This window comes from Halomonas kalidii (genome assembly GCF_030010475.1).
Classification (GTDB): domain Bacteria; phylum Pseudomonadota; class Gammaproteobacteria; order Pseudomonadales; family Halomonadaceae; genus Halomonas; species Halomonas heilongjiangensis.
This window is the reverse complement of record NZ_JASCQN010000054.1, coordinates 256,017-281,063: the sequence shown is the minus strand read 5'-3', so window position 1 is coordinate 281,063 and position 25,047 is coordinate 256,017. Positions and strand designations below refer to the sequence as shown.

Sequence of the window (25,047 nt, the reverse complement as noted above, 5' to 3'; positions counted from 1 at the left end):
CCGGATGATGACAACTTCCGCCACCGCCATGGACGAGCGCCGCTCCCGCCTGCTGGTGGTTCGCAATGACAAGCTCGGTGACTTCATGCTGGCCTGGCCGGCCCTGGCCTGCCTCAAGGCGGCCGACCCGGCCCTCCATGTGAGCGTGCTGGTGCCGGCCTATACCGCCCCGATCGCCAGGCTCTGCCCCTGGGTCGACGAGGTACTCCTCGATCCGGGCGATGAGGCGGGGGCCGATGGCCGGCGCGAACTGCTGACCCGGCTGCGCCAGGGCCGCTTCGACGCCCTGCTGACGCTCTTCTCCACGCCGCGCATCGGCTGGCTGGGCTGGCGGGCCGGTATCCCGCTGCGCCTTGCCCCGGCCACCAAGTGGGCCCAGCTATTCTACAACCGACGCATCGCCCAGCGCAGGTCGCGTTCACGGAAGCCCGAATACGTCTACAATCTCGAGCTGGCCGAAGGGCTGCTCGGCGAGCTCGCTCGGCCTCTGCCGCCGCGCCCGTCACCGCCTTTCTGGCCGCTACCCGACGGGATCCGCGACACCCAGCGTGCGCGTATCGCCGACGAGCTCGGCCTCGACGAGGACCGCCCCTGGATCTTCGTGCATGCCGGTCATGGCGGCTCGGCGGTGAACCTGTCGCTCGACCAGTACGCCACCCTGGCATGTGGTATCGAGCAGCGGCTCGAAGGCACCGTGATGCCGACCTGGCTGTTGACCGCCGGGCCCGGCGAGGAAGCCATCGCCGACGAGCTGTGCGACCGGCTCGCCGCCGAGGGACTCACCACCGCCCGGCTGCCGTCACGCCGGGGTCTCGATGACTTCGCCCTGAGCCTCACCGCGGCGGACCTGTTCATTGCCGGCTCCACCGGCCCCCTGCATATCGCCGGCTGCCTGGATCGGCCCACGGCAGGCTTCTACCCGGCGCGGCGCTCGGCCACCCCGCTGCGCTGGCAGACCTGCAACGCGCCAGCCCATCGCCTGGCCTTCAGCCCTCCGGATGGCGCCAGTGAGACCGACATGTCGAGCATCGACCTGATGGCGGCAGCGGAACGCATCGTGCAGCGCCTTCAGATACCCACCAGCAGCGAGCCTCCGTCATGAAGCCCATCACCGGCATCGTCATTACCCTCAACGAACAGCAACGGATCGCCGCCTGCATCGACTCCCTGCAGCGGGTCTGCAGCGAGGTCATCGTCGTCGACTCACTGAGCCAGGACGATACCGTGCGCATCGCCGAGGACAAGGGCGCGCGAGTCCTGCTGCAGGAATATCTCGGCGATGGACCCCAGAAGGCCCATGGCGTTCCCCATGCCACCAACGACTGGATCCTCACGCTGGACGCAGACGAACGACTGGAAGAGGATGCCGTGGCCGCCATCCAGGCCCTGACGCTGGATGACCCCACCCGGGCCTACCGCTTCAAGCGTCGCAACTTCTGTGCCAACCACTGGATCAAGGCCGCCGGATTCTACCCGGACGAGGTGGTCCGGCTCTACAACCGCACCACCTCGGGCTACCTGCCGAAGAAGGGCCACGCCTCGGTTCGCGCACCGAAGGTCCTGGACACCGGCACGCACATTCGTCATTTCACCTACGACGGCCTCTCCCACTGGATACAGCGCATCGATCAGCTGTCCACCCGGGATGCCTGGGCCATGAAGGAGCGAGGGGTGGCGCCCTCGGCGTGGCGGCCCGCCCTGCATGCCGCGAGCGCCACCCTGCGCAAGCTGATCCTCAAGGGCGGCATCCTCCAGGGGGCCGATGGCCTGACCGTGACCATCACCACCGCCTTCCATGCCTACATGAAGTACGCCAAGCTCAACGAGCTGTACGAGAACGAAAACCACCGTAACGACAGGTGAGGCGACGAGGACCCTGCCCCTCACCCGGCTGCACGGGGGTCCATTCGGCGTCGCCACCTTGATAAGCTAACCGCGAATCCAACCGGGATATCGTCATGCCCATCCCCCCCACTCTCTCTCCCCTGCGCCGGCCACGCTGGTGGGCCCTGCTCGTCATCGGGCTGTGGATCGGCCATGCCGCCGCGACCGTGACCCTGCTGCCCGCCTGGGGCCTGGTGCCGATCGCCGGCGCCTGGCTCGGGCTGGGCTGGTTGCTGCGCTGGGGGGCACCGCGCCATCCGCGTCCGCCGGTCCGCGTCTGGCCCTGGTCGCTGCTGCCCATCGCCCTCTGGGGGCTCTATGTCTACCTGGCCGCCAGCTTCGGCAACGTCGACCTGGCGGCGGTGTTCTTCCACCTGCAGGCGGGCATGACCGATCACGGCGGCGTCGACCGCAAGCTGGCCGCGGTGCTCTACAACCTGTCGATGGTCGCGCTGCTCGTCTCCTTCACCTGGTTGATCAGGAGGGATCACCGCTGGCGACTCTGGGAGCGTCTGCTGGCCCTGGGCCTGCTGGCCAGCAACCCCTTGCTCTTCGGCATCACCCAGCGCGGCGCCGCCATCGTCACCGACGACGGCGCCTGGCTGGAACGCCGCTATGTCGCGCCGGTCATCCGACAGGCCCCCGAGGACCCGCCCAACCTGCTGTTTCTCTACCTGGAGAGCATCGAGCGCACCTACGGCGACCCTGAGCGCTTCGGCGACGCCTATGCCGATCTGGAAGCCCTCGGCGAGCAGGGGCGGGTCTTCGAGGCCGTGCGCCAGCTCGACAACACCGGCTGGACCATGGCCGGCATGATCGCCAGCCAGTGCGGCACGCCGCTGATGCCCGCCGGCCTGCTCCACGACAGCCAGTTCGAGCCCCTGGGCCAGGTGGTGCCCGGCATCGACTGCCTCGGCGACCTGCTCGCCGACCAGGGCTACCGACTCGCCTACCTGGGCGGTGCCAGCACGGCCTTCGCCGGCAAGGGTGTCTTCTACCAGGACCACGGCTTCGATACCGTGCTGGGCCGTGAGGAGCTGCGCCCGCGGCTCGAGGATCCCGAGTATCTCAACAACTGGGGGCTCTACGACGACTCCCTCTACGACTTCGCCCTGGAGGAGATTCGCCGCCTGGACGAGACCGGCGCTCCCTGGGGAGTCGTCACCCTGAGCCTCGCCAGCCATGCGCCCTACGGTTATCCGGCCCAGAGCTGCATCGATCGCCAGGGTGAATTCGATGGTACCGACATCCTCTACTCGGTCGAATGCTCGGCCTGGCTGGCCCGGAACCTGGTCGAGCGGCTCGAGGCCGAGGGCCTGCTGGAGAACACCCTGGTGGTGATCGCCAGCGACCACCTGACCATGCGTGTCTCGGCATGGGACGAGCTGATCCGTGACGAACGGGACAACACCTTCATGCTGCTCGGCCCCGAGGTCCCCTTGGGCCGGGTGCGGCGCGAGTCCTCCCTGCTCGACGTCCTTCCCACCGTTCTCGAGGCCATGGGATTCGAGATCGAGGATAATCGGGCCGGCCTGGGCGCCTCGCTGCTCTCCTCCTCTCCGACCCTGCTGGAACAGTACGACAGGGAGTTCGTCAACGACCGGCTGCGCGAGGAGACGGCACTGCAGAAGCACATGTGGGACGGACTGGTACCCGAGCGGCCGCCCGAGGAAGAGCCACCGGAGCAGGAGCAGGTCGTGGAGAACCCGGAGGATGCCACCGGCGAGGAACCCGCCATGGTGCAGTGACCCGCTGCTACCCCCGGGCGATGACCGTCTCGGTCGTGCCCAGCACCGCCCCCAGCAAGCGCGCCGGGGGCAACTGCACCAGGCAGTGGGTATGCCCGAGCGGACAGGTGCGCGCGAAGCAGGGCGAACAGGAGAGCCCGAGATAGTGGATCTCGGCATTGTCGGTCAGCGGCGGTGTATAGCGTGGCGAAGAGGAGCCGTAGATCGCCTGGACCCGGGTACCCACCGCCGCCGCCACGTGCATCAGGCCCGAATCGTTGGTGACCACCTGGCGGCAGTCCGCCAGCAGGTCGACGGCATCGGCCAGCCGCGTACGGCCACAGAGGTTGAGCACATGGGCCTGTCCCGCGCTGATCGTCTCGCCGGCGGCCTCGTCCTTCGGCCCCCCCAGTACCCTGACCTCGAAGCCTTCGGCCGTGAGTCGCCCGGCCAGTTCGCGGAAATGGGCGAGCGGCCACTGCTTGGCCGGGCCATACTCCGCCCCCGGCATCATGCCGATGGCGGGGCGCGACGAGAGCCCGAGGGTCGAGCGCAACGCGCCGAGGTTGTCGGCATCGACGGCGAGACGCGGCCGGGGGATGGCGAAGGTGCCCGATTCGGCCTCGGCGGCGGGCAGGCCCAGCGCGACGAAACGCTTCACCGTCTGGTCCAGCACCGCCTTGTCGAGCCGGCGGCGGTCATTGAGCAGGCCATAGCGCTGCTCGCCGGTGAAGCCAGTACGTTGCGGAATGCCCGCCAGGAAGGGCACCAGCGCCGACTTCCAGGAGCGCGGCAGCACGATGGCGCGGTCGAAGCGGCCACGCAGCCGACTGGCCAGGGTCCGGCGGGCCCGCCAGCCGAACTCGCCGTGGCCCGTCTCGAGGCACGCCACCTCGTCGACCTCCGCCATGCGCTCGAGGATCGGCCGCGACCAGGCCGGGGCCACCACGCCGATCCGGCACCCGGGATGACGCGCCTTGAGGGTCATCAGCAGGCTCTGGGCCATGACCATGTCGCCCACCCAGGAAGGCCCCACCACCAGGAGCCGCTCGCCCTTCGGCGGGGCCGCGGTGCCGGCCTCAGCCATGCAGCCACTCCAGGTACTCGCGTACCCCCTCGGCGACGGTGCGGAACTCGCGGTCATAGCCGGCCTCGCGCAGCCGCGAGATGTCGGCCCGGGTGTAGCTCTGGTAGCGTCCCTTGAGTTCCTCGGGGAAGTCGATGTACTCGATCTCGCCCTTGCCGTGGAAGCCGATCACCGCCTCGCCGATCGCCTTGAACGGCTCGGCGCGGCCGGTCCCCAGGTTGAAGATGCCGGACCGCTCCGGGTGGTCGAGGAACCACAGGTTGACGTCGACCACGTCGCCCACATAGACGAAGTCGCGGCTCTGCATGCCCGCTTCATAGCCGTCCCAGGCGCCGAACAGCTTGAGATTCTCGCCGGCGCTCACCTGAGTGTGGTGGTGGTAGGCGACGCTGGCCATCTTGCCCTTGTGCTGTTCGCGGGGGCCATAGACGTTGAAGTAGCGGAAGCCCACCACCTGGCTCCGGAAGTCATCCCAGCGCGCCCGCACGTACTGGTCGAACAGCAGCTTGGAGTAGCCGTAGACGTTGAGCGGCTTCTCGTGCTCCGGCGCCTCCACGAACACCTCGCTGCCGCCGTAGGTGGCCGCCGAGGAGGCGTAGAGGAAGGGAATGCCCTGCCGCTGGCAGAAGTGCAGCAGCACCTTCGAGTACTCGAAGTTGTTGTCGAGCATGAAGCGGCCGTCCCACTCGGTGGTGTCGGAGCAGGCCCCCTCGTGGAAGATCGCCTCGATCGGCGGCAGCCTGGAGGGTTCGCCGCGCAACACCGCCTCGACCCGGGCGCGGAAGTCGTCCTTGTCGAGGTAGTCGCCGAGGGTGCAGTCGGCCAGGTTGACGAACTTGGTGCCATCGCGCAGGTCATCGACCACCAGCACGTCGTCGCGGCCGCGGGCGTTGAGTGCCTTGACCAGATTCGAGCCGATGAAGCCGGCTCCGCCTGTCACTACGATCATGGGATGTCCTCATTGGGGCGCAGCGGACTGCGCCTATAACCGATCTGCCTGTGATTGTATACTTGACGCCCTGTGAATTCATGGCCAACGGTGCTTCCCGCGATGACTCTCTCGACACTCACGTCGACCTCAACCCCAGGGTCGACCCCAGATGGCTCGACCTTTCAAGGCTTGATCCTCACCCTGCAACAGTACTGGGCCGAACAGGGCTGCGTGATCCTGCAACCCCTGGACATGGAAGTCGGTGCCGGCACCTTCCATCCCGCCACCTTCCTGCGCTCCATCGGCCCCGAGAACTGGAATGCCGCCTACGTGCAGCCCTCCCGCCGGCCCACCGACGGTCGCTACGGCGAGAACCCCAACCGCCTGCAGCACTACTACCAGTTCCAGGTGGTGATGAAGCCGTCCCCCGCCGAACTGCAGGAGCTCTACCTGGGCTCGCTGAGACGCCTGGGACTCGACCCGCTGGTGCACGACATCCGCTTCGTCGAGGACAACTGGGAGTCGCCCACCCTTGGCGCCTGGGGGCTGGGCTGGGAGGTCTGGCTCAACGGCATGGAGGTGACCCAGTTCACCTACTTCCAGCAGGCCGGCGGCCTGGAGTGCTATCCGGTCACCGGTGAGCTGACCTACGGCCTCGAGCGCATCGCCATGTACCTGCAGGACGTCGACAGCGTCTACGACCTGGTATGGACCATTGCACCGGATGGCAGCCGCGTCAGCTATGGCGACGTCTACCTGCAGAACGAGCGCGAACAGTCCGCCTACAACTTCGAGCATGCCGACGTGCCGGCGCTGTTCGCCGCCTTCGACCACCAGGAGCGCGAGTGCGCCAAGCTGCTCGAGGCCGCCCTGCCCCTGCCCGCCTACGAGCAGGTGCTCAAGGCCTCGCACACCTTCAACCTGCTCGACGCCCGTCACGCCATCTCGGTCACCGAACGCCAGCGCTACATCCTGCGGGTGCGCACCATGGCCCGCGACGTGGCCCACGCCTACTACGACTCGCGCAAGGCCGCCGGCTTCCCGCTGGCCCCCGAGGCCCTGCGCAATGAACTGCTGGCCGAACAGGGAGACGCATGAGCATGGCTGCCAACACCCTACTGGTTGAACTAGGCGTCGAAGAACTGCCGCCTAGCGCCATCGACACCCTCTCCGACGCCCTGGCCGAGGGCATCCGCCGAGGCCTCACCGAGGCCGAGGTTGCCTTCGGCGAAGTGCTCGCCTACGCCAGCCCGCGCCGCCTGGCGGTGCAGATCCGCGAGCTCGCCGACAAGCAGCCCGACCGCGAGGTCGAGCGCCGCGGCCCGGCGCTGGCCGCGGCGTTCAAGGACGGCCAGCCGACCAGGGCCGCCGAGGGCTTCGCCCGCTCCTGTGGCGTCGGCGTCGACGACCTGATCCACCTGGAGACCGACAAGGGCACCTGGCTCGGCTACCGCGAGCGGCAGCCGGGCGAAGCCACGGTCCGCCTGCTGCCCGCCATCGTCGAGAGGGCCATCGCCGCCCTGCCGGTGCCCAAGAACATGCGCTGGGGGGCCTCGCGTATCGAGTTCTCCCGCCCCGTGCATTGGCTGGTGATGCTCTACGGCAGCGAAGTGATCGAGGCCGAGGCCCTGGGCCTGCGGGCCGGCCGCACCACTCGCGGGCACCGCTTCCACGCCCCCGAGGCCATCGAGCTGGACCATGCCGACGACTACCTCGCCGCCCTGGAGACCGCCTGGGTGCTGGCCGACCGTGACAAGCGCCGCGAGCGGATCCGCGAGCAGGTGCTGGCCGAGGCCGAGGTCCAGGAGGCCCTGGCGGTGATCGACGAGGAGTTGCTCACCGAGGTCAGTGGCCTGGTCGAGTGGCCGGTGGCCCTGACCGGCAGCTTCGACGAACGCTTCCTCGAGGTGCCGGCGGAGTGCCTGATCTCCTCGATGAAGGCCAACCAGAAGTACTTCCACCTGCTCGACGAGCAGGGGCGCCTGAAGCCGCTGTTCATCACCATCTCCAATATCGACAGCCGGGATCCCCAGCAGGTGATCGAGGGCAACGAGAAGGTGATCCGTCCGCGCCTGGCCGACGCCGCCTTCTTCTACGACACCGACCGCAAGCGCCCCCTGGCCAGCCACCTCGACGAACTCTCCGGCGTGGTCTTCCAGAAACAGCTCGGCACCCTGGCCGACAAGGCCCACCGCACCGCCGCCGTGGCCGCCTTCATCGCCGGCCGCATCGACGGCGACGTGGCCCAGGCCCGCCGTGCCGCCGAGCTGGCCAAGTGCGATCTGGTCACCGAGATGGTGCTGGAGTTTCCCGAGCTGCAGGGCATCATGGGCCGCTACTACGCCACCCACGACGGCGAACCCGGGGAGGTGGCCGATGCCCTGGAGGAGCAGTACCTGCCGCGCTTCGCCGGCGACGAGATCCCCCGCACCCGCACCGGCCTGGCCCTGGCCCTGGCCGACCGCCTCGACACCCTGACCGGCATCTTCGGCATCGGCCAGCGCCCCACCGGCACCAAGGACCCCTTCGCCCTGCGCCGTGCCGCCATCGGTGTGCTCAACATACTGATCAAGGGTGAACTGCCCCTCGACCTGCGCGAGCTGCTCGAACTGGCGGCCGCCCAGCACCAGGAGCTGCCCTACGCCGAGCGCCTGGTCGACGAGGTCCTCGGCTACATGCTCGACCGCTTCCGTGCCTGGGGCCAGGACGAGGGTATCGAGGCCGAGGTCTATCTCGCCGTGCGGGCCCGTCCGGTGACCCGCCCGCTCGACTTCGCCCGACGCCTGCGCGCGGTGCACGCCTTCGCGCACCGCGAGGAAGCCGCTGCCCTGGCCGCCGCCAACAAGCGAGTCTCCAATATCCTCGCCAAGCAGGAGCACGACGGTTCGACGCGGGTGGACGCCACGCTGCTGGCGGAGCCCGCCGAGCAGGCCCTCCATGCGTCCCTCATCGCGCACCATGATGCCGTGATGCCGCTGTTCGCCGAGGGACGCTACCGCGAGGCGCTGGACGCCCTGTCGAGCCTGCGTGAGCCGGTCGATGCCTTCTTCGACCAGGTCATGGTCATGGCCGAGGACGAGGCGGTGCGCCGCAACCGGCTGGCACTGCTCGCGGGCCTGCAGGCGCTGTTCCTCGAAGTGGCCGATATCGCCCAGCTTCAGCAGTAGCGCTGTCCGATGTCTTGCCGAAAGGGCCGGCCACTCGCCGGCCCTTTTTTCTTGTCACACGACCCCGCTGGCCTGTTTCACGTGGAACATGCCCGCCCGCCTCTCCCCCCTCCCATCGGTCTTCATCAGCCTTTTTTCGGCAGCGGATGTTTCACGTGAAACACGCCGCCTGCACTTCGCTACTTGGCAACCCGGGTTCCACATGAAACACTTCACACGTCACCGCCATCGAATCCTCAGTGCCCCTCTCTCATGCCCAGCCCCCTCAAGCTCGTGATCCTCGACCGCGACGGTGTCATCAACCATGACTCCGATGACTACGTGAAGTCCCTCGACGAGTGGATCCCCTACCCCAGCGCGATTGCCGCCATCGCCCGCTTGAGCCAGGCCGGCTGGACGGTCGCGGTCGCCACCAACCAGTCGGGCATCGCCCGCGGCCTCTACGACGAAACCACCCTGGCCGCCATGCACCGGGAACTCGGCCGGCGGGTCACGGCGGCCGGTGGCGAGATCGCCCATATCGCCTACTGTCCGCATGGCCCCGACGATGACTGCGATTGCCGCAAGCCGTTGCCCGGACTCCTCGAGCAGATTCGCGATGCCCTGGCCCTCGAGAGTCTCAAGGGTAGCTGGATGGTCGGCGACAGCCTGCGGGACCTGCAGGCCGGTGAGCCGCTGGGTTGCCGCCCGGTGCTGGTCAGAACGGGCAAGGGGGAACGCACGCTGGCCAGGGGCGAGGGCCTGCACCACGCCCTCGTCTTCGACGACCTCGCCGCCTTCGTTGACTGGTTGTTGCAGCAGACCCGCTGATCCCGTTTCTTTCCCCCCGCCCCGTCGCGCCCTTTCTCCTGGCTGATCATCCGTGTAGAAACCACGAAGCCGGCCATGATGGCCGGCTTCGGTCTTCTCTCACTGGACTCGGCATGTTTCACGTGAAACATGCCATCGCCTTCAGACGTCCAGATTGGCTACCAGGGCGTTGCGCTCGATGAAGTCACGGCGTGGCTCCACCTCATCGCCCATCAGGGTGTTGAACATCATGTCGGCGGCCACCGCATCCTCGATGGAAACCCGGAGCATGCGCCGCGTCTCAGGGTTCATGGTGGTATCCCACAACTGGTCAGGGTTCATCTCGCCCAACCCCTTGTAGCGCTGAATGGAGAGTCCCCGCTGGGCCTCACCCATCAGCCATGCCAGCGCCTCGTAGAAGGTGGTCACCGGCTTCTGCCGCTCTCCGCGGGCCACATAGGCTCCCTCTTCCAGCAGCCCGTCCAGGGTCTCGCCGAGGCCGGCGATGATGCGGTAATCGGCACTGGTGAAGAAGTCGATACCCCACACATAGTCGGTGGTCACACCGTGAGCCGTCAGCGTGACCGCCGGCAGATAGAGCCCGCGCTCGCTGTCCTGCTCGAGCCGGAAGGTGTAGCGCGGCCCCCCCTCGTAGGCCACCAGGGCATCCATCTCGGCTTGCAGGAACTCGATCCAGTTCTGCATGGTGACGCGGTCCTTGAGACTTGTCTCACCCTCCAGGTGCGCCGCATGGACGATCTTGCGCAGTACCTCGTTGGGATAGACCCGGGAAAGGCGCTCGATGCGCTTCATCACATCGCGGTACTGGTTGACCAGGCTCTCGAGGCCAGCGCCGCTGATGCCCGGTGCGTCGGCATTGACGTAAAGGCGGCCACCGTCCAGGGCCGTGGAGGTCAGGTAGTCGACCAGGGCCTGCTCGTCCTTGAGATAGCTCTCCTGCTTGCCACGCTTGATCTTGTAGAGCGGTGGCTGGGCGATGAAGACATGCCCCCGTTCGATCAGCTGCGACATCTGACGGAAAAAGAAGGTCAGCAGCAGCGTGCGAATGTGGGAGCCGTCCACGTCGGCATCGGTCATGATGATGATCGAGTGATAGCGCAGCTTGTCGGGATTGAACTCCTCGCGACCGATACCGCAGCCGAGCGCGGTGATCAGGGTGCCCACCTCCGCCGACGACAGCATCTTGTCGAAGCGCGCCTTCTCGACGTTGAGGATCTTGCCCTTGAGCGGCAGGATTGCCTGGGTACGGCGATCGCGCCCCTGTTTGGCGCTGCCGCCGGCCGAGTCACCCTCGACCAGGAACAGCTCGGAGAGGCTCGGATCCTTCTCCTGGCAATCGGCCAGCTTGCCCGGCAGGCCGGCGATATCCAGCGCCCCCTTGCGACGCGTCATGTCGCGCGCCTTGCGCGCCGCTTCGCGAGCCCGCGCGGCATCGAGCATCTTGTTGACGATCGCCTTGGCCTCGTTGGGCTTCTCGATCAGGTACTCCGAGAACAGGCGCCCCATCTCCTGCTCCACCGCGGTCTTGACCTCCGAGGAGACCAGCTTGTCCTTGGTCTGGGAGGAGAACTTGGGATCCGGCACCTTCACCGAGATGATCGCCGTCAAGCCCTCGCGCGCATCGTCACCGGAGGTGTTGACCTTGGACTTCTTGAGCAGTCCCTCCGCCTCGATATAGTGGTTGAGGCTTCGGGTCAGGGCGGCACGGAAGCCCGCCAGGTGGGCACCGCCATCCCGCTGGGGGATGTTGTTGGTGTAGCAGAAGATGTTCTCCGAGAAGGAGTCATTCCACTGCATCGCCACCTCGACGACCACGCCATCCTCGCGCTCCGCCTCGAAATGGAACACCGGGTTGAGCACCGTCTTGTTGGTGTTCAGGTGGTCGACGAACGCCTTGAGCCCCCCCTCATAGTGGAAGAGCTCCTCCTTGCCACTGCGCTCGTCGATCAGACGAATGGCCACGCCCGAGTTGAGAAAAGAGAGTTCCCTCAACCGCTTGGCGAGGATGTCATAGTGAAACTCGATATTGGCGAAGGTCTTCGGCGAGGGCCGGAAATGCACCCGTGTGCCACTCTTCTCGGTCTTGCCGACCACCGCCAGGGGGGCCTGGGGCACCCCATGATGATAGATCTGCTCATGGACCTGGCCGGCACGCCAGATGGTCAGCTTGAGCTCCTCGGAGAGTGCATTGACCACCGAGACCCCGACACCATGCAGGCCACCCGAGACCTTGTAGGAGTTGTCGTCGAACTTGCCCCCGGCATGGAGCACGGTCATGATCACCTCGGCCGCCGACACTCCCTCGCCTTCATGGATATCGGTGGGAACCCCACGACCATTATCGCTGACGGTGATCGATTCATCGGGATGGATAACGACCCGGATCTCGCTGCAATGGCCAGCCAGGGCTTCATCGATGGAGTTGTCCACCAGCTCGAACACCATATGATGCAGGCCGGTCCCGTCATCGGTGTCGCCGATGTACATCCCGGGGCGCTTGCGTACGGCATCCAGCCCCTTGAGAACCTTGATGCTCGTTGAGTCGTAAGCCTGTTCGCTCATTGACTACTCCGTCGTGAAGTCTGTCTGTCCAGTGGCAACAGCTGCCCTGCGCCCGAACTCGAACGTTTCACGTGAAACATCGCGACCGGGGTCTCGGGTTGCCACAGATCCACCAGGGCGTCGTGATCGACGCTGGTAATGAATACCTGGCAGTGCATTCTCTCCAGCCAGTCGCAGAACACGCGACGGTGCTCGCTGTCGAGCTCGGCTGGCAGGTCATCGATCAGGTAGACACAGGTGCGCCCCGTGCTCGCCTCGAGCAACCGGCCCTGTGCCAGCTTCAAGGCGCTGACGACCAGCTTCTGCTGGCCCCGGGAGAGCACCTCCACGGCCGGGCGCCGCCCTAATCGAATACCGAGGTCGGCACGTTGCGGGCCCTGCTGGGTGAACCCCATCTGCCGATCGGTCTCTCTTCCCTGGCGCAGAATCTCGGCCAATTCTCGCCGACGATCCCAACCTCGCGCATAGCGAAGTCGCAGCTCCGGCAGTGGCAGCAAGCCCGTCAGGGTCTCCTCGAAGACCGGCAGGAAGGCCTCCATCCAGGCGCGACGCAAGCCGTCGAGCCGCTCGCTCCAGTGCACCAGTTCCTGCTCCCAGGCCGGCAGGGAACCATCGTTCATTCTACCATGCCTGAGCAGCGCATTCCGATGTTTCAGCGCGCGTCGCGCCCGCTGCCAGACATCGAGAAACTCGTGTTTCACGTGAAACACGCCCCAATCGAGAAACTCGCGCCGCCCGGCCGGTGGGCCCTCGAGCAGGCGGAAGGCATCGGGGTTGATCAACTGCAGCGGGAGGGTCTCGACCAGGCGTGAGATGCGCGCGATTCGCTCACCGGCCAGGCGCATCTCCAGCTCCGGGGCATCACGATGTCGCCGCACCCCGAAGGGCACCGGTGGCTCGCCGGCGAGGCGGCCATGCAGCATCAACGCCTCGGCGTCATGGGCGATCACATGGCGTAGCTGGCGAGTACGAAAGGACCGGCCCATGCCGAGAATATGGATGCCCTCGAGCAGGCTGGTCTTGCCGCTGCCGTTGGCACCGGTCAGGAGATTGATCCGGGGCCCGGGGCGACAGTCCAGGGCCTGCAGGTTGCGCAGGCCCTGGAAGGTGAGACGGTCGAGTGGCATATAGGAGAGAGGGTCAGCCGACGCCGCGCAAGGCGAGGCCAGTTCCGTCAGAGGCGCATCGGCATGACGACATAGAGGGCATCGCCACCGCCTGGTTCTTCCATCAGTGCGCTGCTGTTGGGATCGCCCAGGGTCATCTGCACCCGATCTTCGTCCAGCGCGTTCAACACGTCGACCAGGTAGCCGACATTGAAGCCGATCTCCATGGCTCCGCCGCTGTACTCGATGGCCACGTTCTCCTCGGCTTCCTCCTGCTCGGGGTTGTTGGCCATCACTCGCAGGTTGCCCTCCTCCAGGTTCAGGCGCACGCCACGGTACTTCTCGTTGGAGAGAATGGCGGTGCGGGACAGCACCTGGCGCAGCTCGGCCCGGTCGGCGATGAACACCTTGTCGCCGCCACGGGGCACGACGCGTTCGTAGTCCGGGAACTTGCCGTCCACCAGTTTGGAGGTGAAGGTGAAATCACCGGTATGGGCCCGGACGTGACTGGCCCCCAGGGTCAGGCTGACCGGTTCGTCGCTGTCATCCAGCAGGCGGGCCAGCTCGAGTATGCCCTTGCGCGGCACGATCAGCTTCTGGGCAGGGTCGACCGGGATCTCGGTAGGCCGCGAACAGACCGCCAGGCGGTGGCCATCGGTGGCCACGGCGCGGACCAGGTTGGAACGTAGCTCGAGCAGCATGCCATTGAGGTAATAGCGTACATCCTGCTGCGCCATGGCGAAGGACGTGGCATCGATCAGGTGCTTGAGGGTACCCCGCGGCAGGCTGAGCTCGATGCTCCCCTGACTGTCCTCGATATTGGGGAATTCGGCCACCGGCAGGGTCGAGAGCGTAAAGCGGGAGCGCCCACTACGCAGCACGGCCCGACCATCCTCCAGGGAGAGCTGGAGCTCTGACTGGTCCGGCAGCGACTTGCAGATATCCATCAGCTTGCGTGCCGGCACGGTGGCGGCACCCGGTTCCTCCACCAGGCTCGCGGCAGTTCGCCCGATCAGCTCGACTTCCAGGTCGGTGCCGGTCAACGCCACCTGGTCCTGGTCGACCTGGATCAGCACGTTGGACAGTACCGGCAGGGTCTGGCGTCGCTCCACCACGCCGGCGACCAGCGTCAGCGGGCGCAGCAGGGCTTCTCGGGAGATGGAAAATTTCATGTCGGCTCCACGTCTTGTCCTGAAGGGTTGCGGCCGGCGACGGCTGGCCGGTCGGTCGGCATCGCTAGTGTTGCATGACAGCGGTTGAAAGGCAGCAAACCTAGCTGGTCAGCAGACGCAGCAGATTCTTGTAGTCCTCGCGGATGTCCGCGTTCTCTTCCTGAAGGGCCTGCACCTTGCGACAAGCGTGCAACACCGTGGTGTGATCGCGGCCGCCGAAGGCATCGCCGATCTCCGGCAGGCTGTGGTTGGTCAACTCCTTGGCCAGCGCCATGGCCACCTGCCGGGGCCTGGCCACCGAACGCGAGCGACGCTTCGACAGCAGGTCGGAGAGCTTGATCTTGTAGTACTCGGCCACGGTGCGCTGGATGTTATCGACCCCCACCTGCTTGTCCTGCAGGGCCAGCAGGTCCTTGAGCGACTCGCGGATGAAGTCCTGAGTGATCGGCTTGCCCATGAAGTGGGAGTCGGCAATCACCTTCTTCAGGGCACCCTCCAGCTCGCGGACATTCGAGCGGATCTTCTGGGCAATGAAGAAGGCGGCATCGTGCGGCAGCTCGACCTTGGCCTGATCGGCCTTCTTCATCAGGATCGCCACCCGGGTCTCGAGCTCCGGCGGCTCGATCGCCACCGTCAGCCCCCAGCCGAAACGTGACTTCAGCCGCTCCTCTACCCCACTGATTTCCTTGGGATAACGGTCCGACGTGAGGATCATCTGCTGGCCACCCTCGAGCAGCGCATTGAAGGTGTGGAAAAACTCTTCCTGGGAGCGCTCCTTGCCGGCAAAGAACTGGATATCGTCGATCAGCAGGGCATCCACGCTGCGATAGAAGCGCTTGAAGTCGTTGATGGCATTGAGCTGGAGCGCCTTGACCATGTCGGCCACGAAGCGCTCGGAATGCAGGTAGACCACTCGTGCATTCTCGCGACGCCCGGCCAGGGCATTGCCCACGGCATGCATCAGGTGGGTCTTGCCGAGACCCACGCCTCCATAGAGGAAGAGCGGATTGTAAGCCCCGCCGGGATTCTCGGACACCTGCCTCGACGCCGCCCTCGCCAACTGGTTGGACTTGCCCTCGACGAAGGTCTCGAAGGTGAAGTTCGGATTGAGTCCGCTGTTGTGCTTGAGGCTGCCCTCTACCTGGACCTGGCGCTCGCCGGGACGCCGTCCGGCAGCGCCCTCATCGCGTAGCGCTTCGATCTCGCGCTCGTCCCCGACCTCTCCGCGGCCACGCGACGGCACCTGGACCGCCGGTGCCGCCGGCTGACGGGGGCTGGCCGACACCGGATTGCCGAGTTCCCGCGGCTGGGGAGCGGTCGTCGTGCGACGACTGCCCACCGAGAGCACCACCTTGGGTGGCTTGGCGGGCGACAGCTCCCGCATCAACTCACTGATGCGCTTGGCATACTTGTCGCTGACCCAGTCACGGACGAACCGGTTGGGTGCCAGCAGACAAAGTTCGTTGGACTCCCCCTCCTCCGCCTGCAAGGGGCGAATCCAGGTATTGAACTGTTGGGAATTCAGTTCGTCCTGCAGGTAGTCCAGACACTGTTGCCAGAGAGCGAGCGACACGCGACCTCACCATTCATCGAAAAAACGACCGACATTGTATCGTTCAGGGCCAAGGTTATCCACATGAGCCACCCCCTTGCGGCATGCTGTGGACAACCCGGATGATCGGTGGGGACAGTCCCGAGATTCCGCGGGGACGCCCCGGCCCTGTGGATGGATGCCCGGGGGATACACCGCCGATGCACAGGTCATCCTCCGGTCATACGAGACTTGCCCACAACCAATAACCCCATTCAACATATTGATACAACGAGATTATTTATACATATCCACAGAAGCTGTCCCCAGTATTAATAACAACATCATCTAAAGATCTTTAATTATAATGACTGATTCGAGGCATGGCGGCGTTTCCCCTTCCCCTGCCACGCCCCGGCATCGATACGGAAAAATTGCACCCGGGCACCGAAATCACTACAATTTCCGGTCTTGAGCCGAATCCCCCCGGGTTCCGATGCGGAATCCGGACGCCTCGACATTGTCGATTCTTCCTGAAAACCACGTGGGAATAACGAGTTATGAAACGCACCTTTCAGCCCAGCGTTCTCAAGCGCAAGCGCGTGCACGGCTTCCGTGCCCGCATGGCCACCAAGAATGGTCGTGCCGTTCTGGCGCGTCGTCGCGCCAAGGGTCGCAAGCGCCTGAGCGCCTGAACGCGGACCGCACGTGTCCCGTCAGGATTTTCCCCGGCGTCTGCGTCTTCTGACGGCCGGGGATTATCGGCGCGTCTTCGATACGGCTGCATACAAGGTCCATGGCAAGGGGTTGATGGCACTGGCCTCTCCCAACGACCTGGGACACCCCCGACTCGGCCTGGTCTTCAGCAAGAAGAACGTCCGGCGAGCCGTCGACCGCAACCGCCTCAAGCGACTCGCTCGCGAGTCGATCCGGTTGCAGCAACAGCGCCTGCCCTCCGTGGACATCGTGATTCTGGCCAGGCGTGGCGTTCACGAGCTCGACAACGATAGCCTGCATCGCCAGCTTCACGGCATGTGGAAGCGTCTGACGCGAGACGTGCAGAAGTCGAAGACCGAGAACTGATGGGCCCAGGGCAACTTGCCAGCTGCGTTGCCGAGTATCGGCACTGGCGCGGCCCGGCCAGTCACGGAGTCTGCATGAGAGCCACCACCGCTTGCCGGGCGATCATCGCTACCACCATGCCGAGTGCCGAGAATCCGTGTACTGAGCCTAGCCTGCCTTCGGCAGGCTTTCGTGCATATCGGGCGTGCGACCCGCACCACGCCATCGGAATGTTCACCACCCATCGGGCAGACCCCTCATGGACGTAAAACGACTCCTCTTGCTGATTCCCCTGGCGGTGCTCGCCTACCTGATCGTCGTGCAGTGGAACCAGGATTACGGTCAGGTAGCGCCTGAACCGACAGCCCCCTCCTTCACCACCGGAGCCCCAGGCGAGGAAGCCGCCGCCCCGGACGGAGACGACGACCTCGCCGTCCCGACGACTCCGCGGGCCGAAGGTGAGGCGGGCCAGGAGATGCCCGGCGAGCCGGCCACGGCCACGCGCAGCCGCGACCTGGTGGCCGTGGTCACCGACGTGCTGGATGTGCGCATCGACCCGCAGGGGGGAGACATCGTCTATGCCGCCCTACCGCAGCATCGCTTCACGCTGGACTCCGACCGCCCCTACGTGCTGCTTTCCGACGGCGAAAGCCGCAGCTACGTGGCACGCTCGGGGCTACAGCTCGATGGACACGCCGGGCGCATCTCCTTCACTCCCGAGAGCACCGAATATCGCCTGACCGAGAACGACAATCGCCTCGAGGTGAACCTGTCCGCCGAGGTCAACGGCGTCGATGTCGTCAAGCGCTTCACCTTCGAACGCGGCAACTACGCCGTGGACGTGAACTACTACCTCGCCAACCATGCCGAGGAGCCGGTCAGCGCCCGTTTCATCGGCCAACTGGCCCGGGACAACAGCCCCGATCCCTCCAGCGGACCGAAGATGGGCATGCGCTCCTACCTGGGTGCCGCCTACTCCTCGCCGGAGGATCGCTATCAGAAGGTCGACTTCGAGGATATCCAGTCCGGCAAGTTCACGAACCGTGACGTCGAGGGCGGCTGGGTCGCGATCATCCAGCACTACTTCGTCTCCGCCTGGGCGCCACCCCAGAACCAGCAGAACCTCTTCTACGCCACTACCGACTCGCAGGATCGCAACGTGGCGGCCTTCGCCGGCCCGATCAGCAGCGTGGCCCCGGAGGGCGAGGCGCGGCTGGGCGCTACCCTGTACATGGGACCCAAGGTCCAGGACTACATGGAGGCCGTGGCCCCCAACCTGCGCCTGACCGTGGACTTCGGCTGGCTGTGGTTCATCGCCAACCCGCTGTTCTGGCTGCTCGACCAGATCCACAGCCTGATCGGCAACTGGGGCTGGTCCATCGTCTTCCTCACCGTCCTGGTCAAGCTGGCCATGTGGCCGCTCTCCGCCAAGGCCTACAAGTCCATGGCCCGCATGCGCAAGCTGGGGCCGGAGATGCAGCGCCTCAAGGAGCAGTACGGCGACGACCGCCAGAAGATGTCCCAGGAGATGATGAAGTTCTACCAGAAGGAGAAGATCAATCCTCTGGGCGGCTGTCTGCCCATCCTGGTGCAGATGCCGGTCTTCATCGCACTCTACTGGATGCTGCTCGAGTCCGTCGAGCTGCGCCATGCACCCTTCATGTTCTGGATCCAGGACCTGTCGGTGAAGGATCCGTTCTTCATCCTGCCGATCCTGATGGGTGCCTCGATGTTCGTGCAGCAACTGCTCAACCCGACCCCACCGGACCCCATGCAGGCGAAGATCATGAAGATGCTGCCGGTCGTCTTCACCTTCTTCTTCCTGTGGTTCCCGGCCGGCCTGGTCATCTACTGGGTGGTCAACAACGTCATCTCGATCGCCCAGCAGTACGTGATCACGCGCAAGATCGAGAGCGACCCGAGCGTCGGCAAGGGCATGAAGACCAAGTAACCCGGTCCTGCCCCGCGCCCGAAGACCCCCGCCCCCGGCGGGGGTCTGGCGTTTACGGCACCCCGTGCGGACAATGGCGCAGAGCGCGACGAGGAGTAGACGATGGCCGAGCCCCTTTACGTCCAGGACACCATTGCGGCACTCGCCACCCCGCCGGGACGTGGCGGGGTGGGCATCATACGCGTCTCCGGGCCCGCCTGTGCGGCGATCGCCGAGGCGGTGGTCGGGCACTGCCCTGCCCCGCGTCGCGCGCACTACGGCCCGTTCCGGGGCCAGGCCACGGTGATCGACGAGGGCCTCGCGCTCTACTTCGCCGGCCCCCACTCCTTCACCGGAGAGGACGTGCTCGAGCTGCAGGGCCACGGCGGCCCGGTGATCATGGACCTGCTGCTCGAGCGCTGCGTGCAGCTGGGCGCCCGCCTCGCCCGCCCGGGCGAGTTCTCCGAGCGCGCCTTCCTCAACGACAAGCTCGACCTGGCTCAGGCCGAGGCGATCGCCGACCTGATCGATGCCAGCTCGCGCAGCGCCGCCGAGAACGCCCTGCGCTCGCTGCAAGGCGAGTTCTCGCGCCGGGTCGAGACCCTGGTACGACGGCTGGTCGAGCTGCGCATGTACGTCGAGGCGGCCATCGACTTCCCCGAGGAGGAGATCGACTTCCTCGCCGACGGCAAGGTCGCCGCGATGCTCACCGCCGTACAGGACGAGCTGGCCGAGGTGCGTGCCGCCGCCGGCCAGGGCGCGTTGATGCGCGAAGGCATGAGTGTGGTGATCGCCGGTCGCCCCAACGCCGGCAAGTCGAGCCTGCTCAACGCCCTCACCGAGCAGGAGACCGCCATCGTCACCGAGATCGAGGGCACTACCCGGGACGTGCTGCGCGAACATATCCACATCGATGGCATGCCGCTGCACGTGATCGATACCGCCGGCCTGCGCGATACCCCCGACGCCGTGGAAAGGATCGGCGTGGCCCGTGCCTGGGACGAGATCGGGAAGGCCGACCGCGTGCTGTTGATGGTCGATGCCGCCACCACCGACGCCACCGACCCCATGGCCATCTGGCCCGAGTTCGTCGCCCGCCTGGCCGATCCCTCTCGCCTGACCCTGGTGCGCAACAAGATCGATGCCAGCCACGAACCCCCGGGCATCGACTCGTCCACAGCCACCCCGGTGATGCGACTCTCGGCGAAGACCGGCCAGGGTGTGGATAACCTCAAGGAGCACCTCAAGGCGGTGATGGGCTATGCGGCCACCACCGAGGGGCGCTTCTCGGCGCGTCGACGCCATCTTGACGCTCTCGACCGGGCGAAGCGAGCGCTCACCAACGGCGAGGAGCAGCTGGCCGGCTACGGTGCCGGGGAGCTGCTCGCCGAGGACCTGCGCGACGCCCAGCAGGCGCTGGGCGAGATCACCGGGGAATTCAGCGCAGACGACCTGCTCGGCGAGATCTTCGGCAGCTTCTGTATCGGCAAGTGAAGCCCCCTACTCGACCACCCACCACTCGTCGCGGTAGGTCGCGGTGTCACCCAGCAACGGCGTGATTCGGGCCATGGCGGCGGCGAGCCGTTCGTCGAGCCCCCAGGGCGGATTCACCACCAGCATGCCGCTGCCATACATGCCCCGCTCGTCCGTAACCGGCTCGCGCAGGCTCAGCTCGCTGCACCAGATCTTACGCAGCCCACCGTCGCGCAGGCCTTCCAGCAGTTCGCGGTGACGCCCGGCCGGCAGCAACGGGTACCACACCAGCATCACCGCGTGACGCGCCTTGCGCATCGCACTCAATACCGCCTTCGCCACCTCGGCGTACTCCGACTTGCGCTCAAAGCTGGGATCGACCAGCACGCAGAGCCGCGGCGTCGATACCGGCAACCGCTGCAGGAGCCCCTGCAGACCATCGCCGTGGATGCGCCGCACGTTGTCCGGCAGGTGCTGACGGGCCAGGTGATCGAGTTCGCCGGGATGCAACTCGAACAGCCTCAGGCGGTCCTCAGGGCGCAGCCGCTGGGCCAGCCACCAGGGCGAGCCGGGATAGTGATCCAGTTCGCCTTCCCGCTGCTGCACCCTCTCCAGGGACACCAACCAGGCGTGGAGCAAGGGCTCCTCCACCAACGCCTGGCGTGCCTGCCAGAGCGGCGCCACCCCCTGGCGGTACTCCTGCAGCTTTCGCGTCTCCTCTGCCGCCAGCGGATAGATGCCCCGACCGGCATGGGTATCGACATACGTAACTGGAGAAGATTTACGTAACAAATGATCGATGACGGCAAAGAGCGTCAGATGCTTGTGAACGTCGGCGAAATTGCCGGCATGGTAGGCGTGCTGATAGGAAAGCATGGATCGACATCCGTGATTCGGCAAGCAAAGGGCCCGCCACTGAGACAGTGGCGGGCCCGTATCGGCGGCATCGAGCGACAGGCGGGCTTATTGCTGGAACTGGGACTCGATGGGCGAGAGGGTGATCTCGACGCGACGGTTCTGGGCACGCCCCGCCTCGTTGTCGTTGCTGGCGACGGGCTGGGTCTGGCCATAGCCCCTCATCTGGAGGCGGTTACGCGAGACACCGGTCTGGGCCAGATAGTTGCCGACGGCCTCGGCACGGCGCTCGGAAAGCCGCTGGTTGTAGTCGGCATTGCCGGTGCTGTCGGTGTGACCGGCGATGTTGACCCGGGTATCGGTATATTGGGTCAGCACCGAGGACACGTCGTTGAGCGCATTGCGGGCATTCGAGGTCAGCTCGCTGGAGTCGAAACCGAAGGTCACGCTGCTCGGCATGTTGAGCACGATGTCGTCACCGCGGCGATCGACCTCGATCCCGGTACCCTGGGTACTGGCGCGCAACTGCTCCTCCTGACGGTCCATGTAGGCCCCGACGCCGGCCCCGGCGGCGGCACCCACGGCGGCACCGATCAGGGCGCGATCACGGCGGCTGGTGCTGCCGCTGCCGGACAGCGCCCCGGCGGCGGCCCCCACGGCGGCGCCGATGCCGGCACCGGTCATGGTACTCGAGCGCTGGGTCTGCCCGGAGTAGGGGTCCGAGGTGGCACAACCCACCAGCAGGGCGGCGGCGGCCACCGGTACGAAAAGACGAAGAGGCTTGATCATGGGGTCGTGTCTCCTTGGTGATTGAAATGGCCTGCTATTCTATCCCTGACAGCCCCGATCCAGACTGATCAGGGCCAGCAGCTCGTTCAAGAATAATAGACCTTGAGGGGATGCCTGCAGTCGGCCGGCATCTTCCACAAGAAGTCCTTTTTTGCGCGCCGGCACCAACCGCTGCTCCAGTCGGAACGGCTCGCGCCCGGTACAGCGCGACCAGGTCGACAGCGGGACGCCATCCACCAGGCGCAGGGCGTTCATGGCGAACTCCAGCGGCAGCTCCGCCTCGTCGATGAGGCTGCGGCCGGCGACGAAGCCACGCGGATCCTCGCGCCGGCGCAGGTAGGCGTCCGGCTGGCGCGACTTCCAGCGTCGCTCGATGGCCATCGCCCCGTCCGCCCCGCGCCGGCTCAGCTTGCCGTGGGCCCCCGCGCCGATCCCCAGGTAATCACCGAAGCGCCAGTAATTGAGGTTGTGACGCGAGCGCCGCCCGCCACGCGCATAGGCGGAGATCTCGTAGCGAACCAGGCCGGCCGCTTCGAGGCACTCATGGCCCAGGTCCTGGATGTCCCACAGCACCTCCTCCTCGGGAAGCGGCGGCGGATGGGAATGAAACTCGGTGTTGGGCTCCAGGGTCAGCTGGTACCAGGAGAGGTGCTCCGGTGACAGGGCGAGCGCCGCCTCCAGGTCGGCCAGGGCCAGGGCCGGGGTCTGCCCCGGCAGGCCGTGCATGAGATCAAGGTTGAGGTTGTCGAAGCCGGCCCGCCGGGCCTCGTCGACGGCCGCCGCGGCATCGGCACCCGAGTGGATCCGCCCCAGCGCCGCGAGCTGCTCGTCCTGGAAGCTCTGCACCCCCAGCGACAGGCGGTTGATCCCTGCAGCCCGGTAGCCGGCGAAGCGGCCACGTTCCAGGGTGCCCGGGTTGGCCTCCAGAGTGATCTCGATGTCCCGCGCCAACGGCAGCCTCGCCGCCAGGGCCTCGAAAAGCCGGGAGTAGAAGGCGGCGGACATCAGGCTAGGGGTACCGCCACCGATGAAGATGCTGGCAAGCGGGCGCCCGGCGGCCAGCGGCAGATCGGCATCGAGATCGGCGATCAGGGCCGCCAGGTACTCCTCCTCGGGCAGCACCGCGCCTCGCCCGACCCCATGGGAGTTGAAGTCGCAATAGGGGCACTTGCGCACGCACCAGGGTACGTGGACATAGAGCGCCAGCGGCGGCAGGGCAGGGGAGTCGTCCGTCATGCGCTCGCTCATCGACGATCGGGCGCCTCACGCAGGATCTCCACCAGGGCCTGCAGGGCACGCCCACGGTGGCTGAGGCGATTCTTGGCCTCGGGTGCGAGTTCGGCAACGCTCATGCCCTGGTCGGGGAGCCAGAACAGCGGATCATAGCCGAAGCCGGCTTCGCCGCGCGGATGCGCCAGGATCTCGCCTTCCCAACTGCGCTGCACGATCAGCGGCACCGGATCCTCGGCATGGCGCAGGTAGACCAGCACGCACCAGTAACGCCCGGTGCGACGCCCCTCGGCCACCGCGGACAGCGCCTCCAGCAGCTTTGCGTTGTTGCGCTCATCGCTCTTCGGCTCACCGGCGTAGCGCGCCGAATGGATGCCCGGCCGACCATGCAGGGCATCCACCTCGAGTCCGGAGTCATCGGCCAGGGCAGGCAGACCACTGACCCGGCTCGCCTCGCGGGCCTTGAGCAGGGCATTCTCGACGAAGGTCAGCCCGGTCTCCTCGACGTCGGCCACCCGGAAGTCCGCCTGGGGCCGGACCACGAAGCCCAGCGGACCGAGCAGTTGATGGAACTCCCGCAGCTTGCCGGCATTGCCGCTGGCCAGCACCAGAGGGGTCGGGGTCATGGGCGGTTCTCCAGGAGGGCGTGGGTGCCCATTCTACGGGTCGGGCCTGGCTAGGGGAATGCGGGCGGACGGGTGATGAAACTCATACTGTCGATATGCAAAAAGCCATACTAAGGATTGAGTATGAAACACAAGACTGGCACGGAATAGGCATGAATTTCATTGTCTCGGCGGTTGGCGGAGCTCGTTCCAGAGTCCAGGGAGCCACCCAACAGTATGTTTTACTTAGTCATTTATAGCAGCCAATAAATATCGTCTAAGAGAGAAGAAATAAATAACCAAAAGTTAGTAATAAATTGTTACATTTTGTCCAACACTCAGTTGACCACTTCAGAAAGTCCCGCTCAGCCTGAAGGATGGTCAGGGATGGGGGCTCTACCCGCTCTTCCGTGGGAGTCGCATCATGAATCAGGACAAAGGAATCGTACTGCTGGTGACGACCAGCAATCCACAGACGCAGCTTTTCATCGATTACCTGCATCAGCAACTCGACTGTCCGGTATCGGTCGTGGCACCGGCGGCCGACTGGAAGGGCAGGGACCCCGCTCGGGTGCTGGTGCTGCTCGATGCGGATCACATCGACGAAGCCACCATGCAGCAGTGGCATGTCAAGGCGGCTGAGGAGACCGGCTTGACGCTGGCTGCCTTCAACCTGCGTGACGAGGATCATGCGGTGGAGGTGCTTTCCGCCATGAACCTGCAAGGCGTCTTCTACCGCAGCGACCCCCTGCCGTTGATCTGCAAGGGACTCAATACCCTGATCGAGGGCTATCTCTGGATGTCGCGCTCGCTGATGACCCGCATGATCCAGTTCTTCCGTCGCCAGCAGCTCAACTCCTACCGCCCGGTCTGCGGGCTGACCCATCGGGAGCTGGAGATCATCGCCATGCTGGGGACCGGGGCCTCGAACACCGAGATCGCCGACCAGCTGTTCGTCAGCGAGCACACCGTCAAGTCGCACCTCTACAACATCTTCCGCAAGATCAAGGTGCACAATCGCATCCAGGCGGTGAACTGGGCGCGCCAGAACCTCGGGGCCCCGCCGCCGCTGGTCGGCCGTCGACGACGCAACGAGCCCCCCGCGGCGTCCAACGGCCACTGAGCC

General features: G+C 65.9%; 21 protein-coding genes. 11 read left to right on the top strand and 10 right to left on the bottom strand.

What is annotated here, in order from left to right:
- Nucleotides 1-4 precede the first annotated feature (4 nt).
- From QLQ85_RS21805 to QLQ85_RS21795, 3 genes are all read left to right on the top strand, one after another.
- A complete protein-coding gene (locus QLQ85_RS21805) occupies nt 5-1,102 on the top strand; it encodes a glycosyltransferase family 9 protein (protein WP_282740907.1) in 1,098 nt (365 codons plus the stop codon).
- The gene (locus QLQ85_RS21800; RefSeq protein ID WP_282740906.1) at nt 1,099-1,863 is read left to right on the top strand and encodes a glycosyltransferase family 2 protein; all 765 of its coding nucleotides are present in this window, start codon (nt 1,099-1,101) and stop codon (nt 1,861-1,863) included. The genes QLQ85_RS21805 and QLQ85_RS21800 overlap by 4 nt, the downstream gene beginning before the upstream one ends.
- 95 nt (nt 1,864-1,958) lie before the next feature.
- Nucleotides 1,959-3,632: a sulfatase-like hydrolase/transferase gene (locus tag QLQ85_RS21795; RefSeq protein WP_282740905.1), complete on the top strand. Its 1,674-nt coding sequence runs from the start codon at nt 1,959-1,961 to the stop codon at nt 3,630-3,632.
- Between the two features lie 7 nt (nt 3,633-3,639).
- Here QLQ85_RS21795 and waaF read toward each other — a convergent pair whose 3' ends face one another.
- Both waaF and rfaD read right to left on the bottom strand, forming a co-directional pair.
- On the bottom strand, nt 3,640-4,698 hold the full coding sequence (gene waaF, locus QLQ85_RS21790; RefSeq protein ID WP_282740904.1) for a lipopolysaccharide heptosyltransferase II: 1,059 nt from the start codon (nt 4,696-4,698) through the stop codon (nt 3,640-3,642).
- Complete coding sequence (rfaD, locus tag QLQ85_RS21785; protein WP_282740903.1) at nt 4,691-5,647, bottom strand: ADP-glyceromanno-heptose 6-epimerase; 957 nt, start codon at nt 5,645-5,647, stop codon at nt 4,691-4,693. Before rfaD ends, waaF begins: the two co-directional genes overlap by 8 nt.
- 102 nt (nt 5,648-5,749) lie before the next feature.
- On the opposite strand from rfaD, the gene glyQ reads away from it, so the two are divergent.
- From glyQ to gmhB, 3 genes are all read left to right on the top strand, one after another.
- On the top strand, nt 5,750-6,727 hold the full coding sequence (gene glyQ / locus QLQ85_RS21780) for a glycine--tRNA ligase subunit alpha (RefSeq protein ID WP_282722500.1): 978 nt from the start codon (nt 5,750-5,752) through the stop codon (nt 6,725-6,727).
- Between the two features lie 2 nt (nt 6,728-6,729).
- The gene (gene glyS / locus QLQ85_RS21775) at nt 6,730-8,796 is read left to right on the top strand and encodes a glycine--tRNA ligase subunit beta (protein WP_282740902.1); all 2,067 of its coding nucleotides are present in this window, start codon (nt 6,730-6,732) and stop codon (nt 8,794-8,796) included.
- Between the two features lie 252 nt (nt 8,797-9,048).
- Nucleotides 9,049-9,606, top strand: coding sequence for a D-glycero-beta-D-manno-heptose 1,7-bisphosphate 7-phosphatase (gene gmhB / locus QLQ85_RS21770; RefSeq protein ID WP_282740901.1), 558 nt, complete (start codon nt 9,049-9,051; stop codon nt 9,604-9,606).
- A gap of 141 nt (nt 9,607-9,747) precedes the next feature.
- On the opposite strand, the gene gyrB is transcribed toward gmhB, so the two are convergent.
- From gyrB to dnaA, 4 genes are all read right to left on the bottom strand, one after another.
- Nucleotides 9,748-12,168: a DNA topoisomerase (ATP-hydrolyzing) subunit B gene (gene gyrB / locus QLQ85_RS21765; protein ID WP_282740900.1), complete on the bottom strand. Its 2,421-nt coding sequence runs from the start codon at nt 12,166-12,168 to the stop codon at nt 9,748-9,750.
- On the bottom strand, nt 12,165-13,295 hold the full coding sequence (gene recF, locus QLQ85_RS21760) for a DNA replication/repair protein RecF (RefSeq protein ID WP_282740899.1): 1,131 nt from the start codon (nt 13,293-13,295) through the stop codon (nt 12,165-12,167). The genes gyrB and recF overlap by 4 nt, the downstream gene beginning before the upstream one ends.
- 47 nt (nt 13,296-13,342) lie before the next feature.
- On the bottom strand, nt 13,343-14,446 hold the full coding sequence (gene dnaN / locus QLQ85_RS21755; protein WP_282740898.1) for a DNA polymerase III subunit beta: 1,104 nt from the start codon (nt 14,444-14,446) through the stop codon (nt 13,343-13,345).
- Nucleotides 14,447-14,546: 100 nt separating this feature from the next.
- Nucleotides 14,547-16,019: a chromosomal replication initiator protein DnaA gene (gene dnaA, locus QLQ85_RS21750; RefSeq protein WP_282722506.1), complete on the bottom strand. Its 1,473-nt coding sequence runs from the start codon at nt 16,017-16,019 to the stop codon at nt 14,547-14,549.
- Between the two features lie 518 nt (nt 16,020-16,537).
- On the opposite strand from dnaA, the gene rpmH reads away from it, so the two are divergent.
- The 4 genes from rpmH (at nt 16,538) to mnmE (ending at nt 20,463) form a co-directional block, all read left to right on the top strand.
- Nucleotides 16,538-16,672 carry a 50S ribosomal protein L34 gene (gene rpmH, locus QLQ85_RS21745; protein ID WP_010626003.1) on the top strand — a complete coding sequence of 45 codons (135 nt, stop codon included), beginning with the start codon at nt 16,538-16,540 and terminating at the stop codon, nt 16,670-16,672.
- A 13-nt stretch (nt 16,673-16,685) separates the two neighbouring features.
- Complete coding sequence (gene rnpA / locus QLQ85_RS21740; protein WP_282722507.1) at nt 16,686-17,060, top strand: ribonuclease P protein component; 375 nt, start codon at nt 16,686-16,688, stop codon at nt 17,058-17,060.
- Nucleotides 17,061-17,298: 238 nt separating this feature from the next.
- The gene (gene yidC / locus QLQ85_RS21735) at nt 17,299-18,990 is read left to right on the top strand and encodes a membrane protein insertase YidC (protein WP_282740897.1); all 1,692 of its coding nucleotides are present in this window, start codon (nt 17,299-17,301) and stop codon (nt 18,988-18,990) included.
- Nucleotides 18,991-19,092: 102 nt separating this feature from the next.
- Nucleotides 19,093-20,463 (top strand): tRNA uridine-5-carboxymethylaminomethyl(34) synthesis GTPase MnmE, encoded by a 1,371-nt coding sequence (gene mnmE / locus QLQ85_RS21730; RefSeq protein ID WP_282740896.1) that lies wholly within the window; start codon nt 19,093-19,095, stop codon nt 20,461-20,463.
- Between the two features lie 6 nt (nt 20,464-20,469).
- On the opposite strand, the gene QLQ85_RS21725 is transcribed toward mnmE, so the two are convergent.
- The 4 genes from QLQ85_RS21725 to rdgB all read right to left on the bottom strand — a co-directional run bounded on the left by QLQ85_RS21725 (nt 20,470) and on the right by rdgB (nt 23,942).
- Complete coding sequence (locus tag QLQ85_RS21725; RefSeq protein WP_282740895.1) at nt 20,470-21,318, bottom strand: 23S rRNA (adenine(2030)-N(6))-methyltransferase RlmJ; 849 nt, start codon at nt 21,316-21,318, stop codon at nt 20,470-20,472.
- 87 nt (nt 21,319-21,405) lie between these two features.
- On the bottom strand, nt 21,406-22,086 hold the full coding sequence (locus tag QLQ85_RS21720; protein ID WP_282740894.1) for an OmpA family protein: 681 nt from the start codon (nt 22,084-22,086) through the stop codon (nt 21,406-21,408).
- A gap of 39 nt (nt 22,087-22,125) precedes the next feature.
- On the bottom strand, nt 22,126-23,322 hold the full coding sequence (gene hemW, locus QLQ85_RS21715; protein ID WP_282740893.1) for a radical SAM family heme chaperone HemW: 1,197 nt from the start codon (nt 23,320-23,322) through the stop codon (nt 22,126-22,128).
- An 8-nt stretch (nt 23,323-23,330) separates the two neighbouring features.
- Entirely contained in the window at nt 23,331-23,942 is a 612-nt protein-coding gene (gene rdgB / locus QLQ85_RS21710) for an RdgB/HAM1 family non-canonical purine NTP pyrophosphatase (protein ID WP_282740892.1), read from the bottom strand.
- A 403-nt stretch (nt 23,943-24,345) separates the two neighbouring features.
- Between rdgB and QLQ85_RS21705 the strand changes: the two genes are divergently transcribed.
- Complete coding sequence (locus QLQ85_RS21705) at nt 24,346-25,044, top strand: response regulator transcription factor (RefSeq protein WP_282722514.1); 699 nt, start codon at nt 24,346-24,348, stop codon at nt 25,042-25,044.
- Nucleotides 25,045-25,047 lie beyond the last annotated feature (3 nt).